This is a genomic window from Streptomyces sp. UH6, assembly GCF_013421635.1.
In the GTDB taxonomy this organism is placed as follows: Bacteria; Actinomycetota; Actinomycetes; order Streptomycetales; family Streptomycetaceae; genus Streptomyces; species Streptomyces abyssomicinicus.
Map to the genome: position 1 here is coordinate 1 of NZ_JACADT010000996.1, position 2056 is coordinate 2056.

A 2056-nucleotide genomic window follows, 5' to 3' on the forward strand; every position below is an offset into this window, starting at 1 on the left:
CCTGGCCCGACGGTTCCACCGAGCCGGCCGACGCGGTCGTCTGGTGCACCGGTTTCCGCCCCGCCCTCGCCCACCTCACGCCGCTCGGCCTCCGGGACCACCGCGGGCGCGTCCCCACCGACGGCACCCGCGCCCTGACCGAACCACGCCTCCACCTGCTCGGCTACGGGGACTGGACCGGCCCGGCCTCCGCCACCCTCATCGGCGTCGGCCGCCCGGCCCGCGACGCCGCCCGGCAGTCGCCGAACTCCTCAGCTGACCTCAGCGGGGCTCAGCCGGTCGAAGGCGCCGTGCACTGAAGGGCATGAGCTGTTCGAGCCCTCGCCCTCGGACAACCACGCTGCCGACACCCTTCCGCCGCGCTCGCGCACCAGGACACGTGCACGGGTGGCGAGGTCGGCCTTCGCCCCTCGATCGACCTGCGAGCCGAGGGCCACCGCGGCGCGACCTGTCCGCGAGCGGCATTACGCGACGATGCGACTCCGGCGCTCGACGAGGAGAACGTCCCGCCAGACTCCGTGATGACGGGCGACGCGCTCACGGGTTCCGACGACCCGGAATCCGGCCCGCTGGTGCAGTGCGAGGCTGGCGGTGTTCTCGGGGAAGATCCCGGACTGGACGGTCCAGATCCCGGCCGCCTCCGTCGAGTCGACCAGCGCCTTGAGCAGCGCCGAGGCCACTCCGCGCCCCCTGGCGGAGGGGTGTACGTAGACGGAGTGCTCGACGACTCCCGCGTAGACCTCGCGGGTCGAGACCGGCGAAACGGCAGCCCACCCGAGAACCCTTCCCTGCTCGTCGACGGCGGCGAAGCGGTGCTCGGTCAGCTTCGCGGCGTCGAACGCCTGCCAGGTGGGGGCCGAGGTCTCGAAGGTCGCGTTGCCTTCGTCGATGCCGGCCTGGTAGATCGCCAGGACCTGGGAGGCATGCCCCTCGGTCAGAGGGACGACGAGGACGCTCGACGAGCCGGGCGTGGCGGACATGTGCAGGGAACTCCTGGGAGCAGCAGCGGAATCAGGCGGCGGAGGCCGGGGCGAGGAGCTGCCCCATGGCGGCGAGCACGGACGGCTCGACGCGGTAGTACACCCAGGTGCCGCGCCGCTCGGAGGTCAGCAGCCCGGCCTCCTTCAGCTTCTTCAGGTGGTGCGAGACGGTCGGCTGCGAGACGCCCACGTCGGAGATGTCGCAGACGCACGCCTCACCCCCCTCGTGCGAGGCGACCGCGGAGAACAGCCGCAGCCGCACCGGGTCACCCAATGCCTTGAACATGCGCGCGGCCGTCTCGGCCTCGTCCGCGCTCAGGGGCCGCTCGGTGAGCGGCGGGCAGCACGGCGCGTCGGAGGACACGACCAGCGGCAGCACATTCGGGTTAGACATGCATCTATGTTGACACGTGTCGAACCCTTGCAGCTAGGCGCCGGGCGGCCGGCCGCTCCAGCACCTCACACCACCTCGCTAATTCGATGTTCACCTATATTGACAGTCTTCTAACCAAGTGCCATACTGGCGGACACAAGGAATCGACAGACGTCGAAATAGAGAGCGGTTCTCATGGTCGCCCCACTCCGTACGGCCCTCACCGCCCTGTCGTTCCGCTGACCGGCCGCCACCCCACCCATCGCACTTCAGGAGATCACCGTCGTGAGCACGCAGCAGCTCCCCGTCGTCGTCATCGGAGCCGGCCCGGTCGGCCTGGCCGCCGCGGCCCACCTCCTCGAGCGGGACCTCATCCCGCTGGTGCTGGAGGCCGGCCCGGCCGCGGGCGCCTCCGTGCGCGAGTGGGCGCACGTACGGCTCTTCTCCACCTGGAGCGAGCTGGTGGACCCCGCGGCCGAGAAGCTCCTCGCCCCGACCGGCTGGGTCCGCCCCGAAGCGGACCGCTACCCGACCGGCGGCGAATGGGCCGAGCGGTACCTGCAGCCGCTGGCCGACACCCTCGGCGACACCGTCCGCCATGGCGCACGCGTGACCGGCGTGGCGCGCGCCGGACGCGACCGCGTCGTCGACGCCGACCGCGCGGACCAGCCGTTCACCGTGCAGATCGAGCACGCCGACGGCC

At 71.7% G+C, this 2056-nt stretch carries 3 protein-coding genes and 1 pseudogene; 2 read left to right on the forward strand and 2 right to left on the reverse strand.

Going from position 1 to position 2056, the window contains the following annotated elements; translation table 11 throughout:
- Nucleotides 1–299 (forward strand): annotated as a pseudogene (locus tag HW445_RS28450) (NAD(P)/FAD-dependent oxidoreductase); the annotation flags it as partial.
- A gap of 165 nt (nucleotides 300–464) precedes the next feature.
- Here HW445_RS28450 and HW445_RS28455 read toward each other — a convergent pair.
- Together HW445_RS28455 and HW445_RS28460 are read right to left on the reverse strand one after the other, a co-directional pair.
- Complete coding sequence (locus HW445_RS28455; RefSeq protein ID WP_180223722.1) at nucleotides 465–980, reverse strand: GNAT family N-acetyltransferase; 516 nt, start codon at nucleotides 978–980, stop codon at nucleotides 465–467.
- Nucleotides 981–1011: 31 nt separating this feature from the next.
- Nucleotides 1012–1374 carry a helix-turn-helix transcriptional regulator gene (locus HW445_RS28460; protein WP_180223723.1) on the reverse strand — a complete coding sequence of 121 codons (363 nt, stop codon included), beginning with the start codon at nucleotides 1372–1374 and terminating at the stop codon, nucleotides 1012–1014.
- Between the two features lie 264 nt (nucleotides 1375–1638).
- Here HW445_RS28460 and HW445_RS28465 point away from each other — a divergent pair.
- The coding region (locus tag HW445_RS28465; protein WP_374939712.1) for an FAD-dependent oxidoreductase at nucleotides 1639–2056 on the forward strand (418 nt) is incomplete at its 3' end.

What these genes read in the sequence shown, in the direction of transcription:
- HW445_RS28455 (WP_180223722.1), bottom strand. Translation starts at nt 980, where the DNA reads ATGTCCGCCACGCCCGGCTCGTCGAGCGTCCTCGTCGTCCCTCTGACC.
- HW445_RS28460 (WP_180223723.1), bottom strand. Translation starts at nt 1,374, where the DNA reads ATGTCTAACCCGAATGTGCTGCCGCTGGTCGTGTCCTCCGACGCGCCG.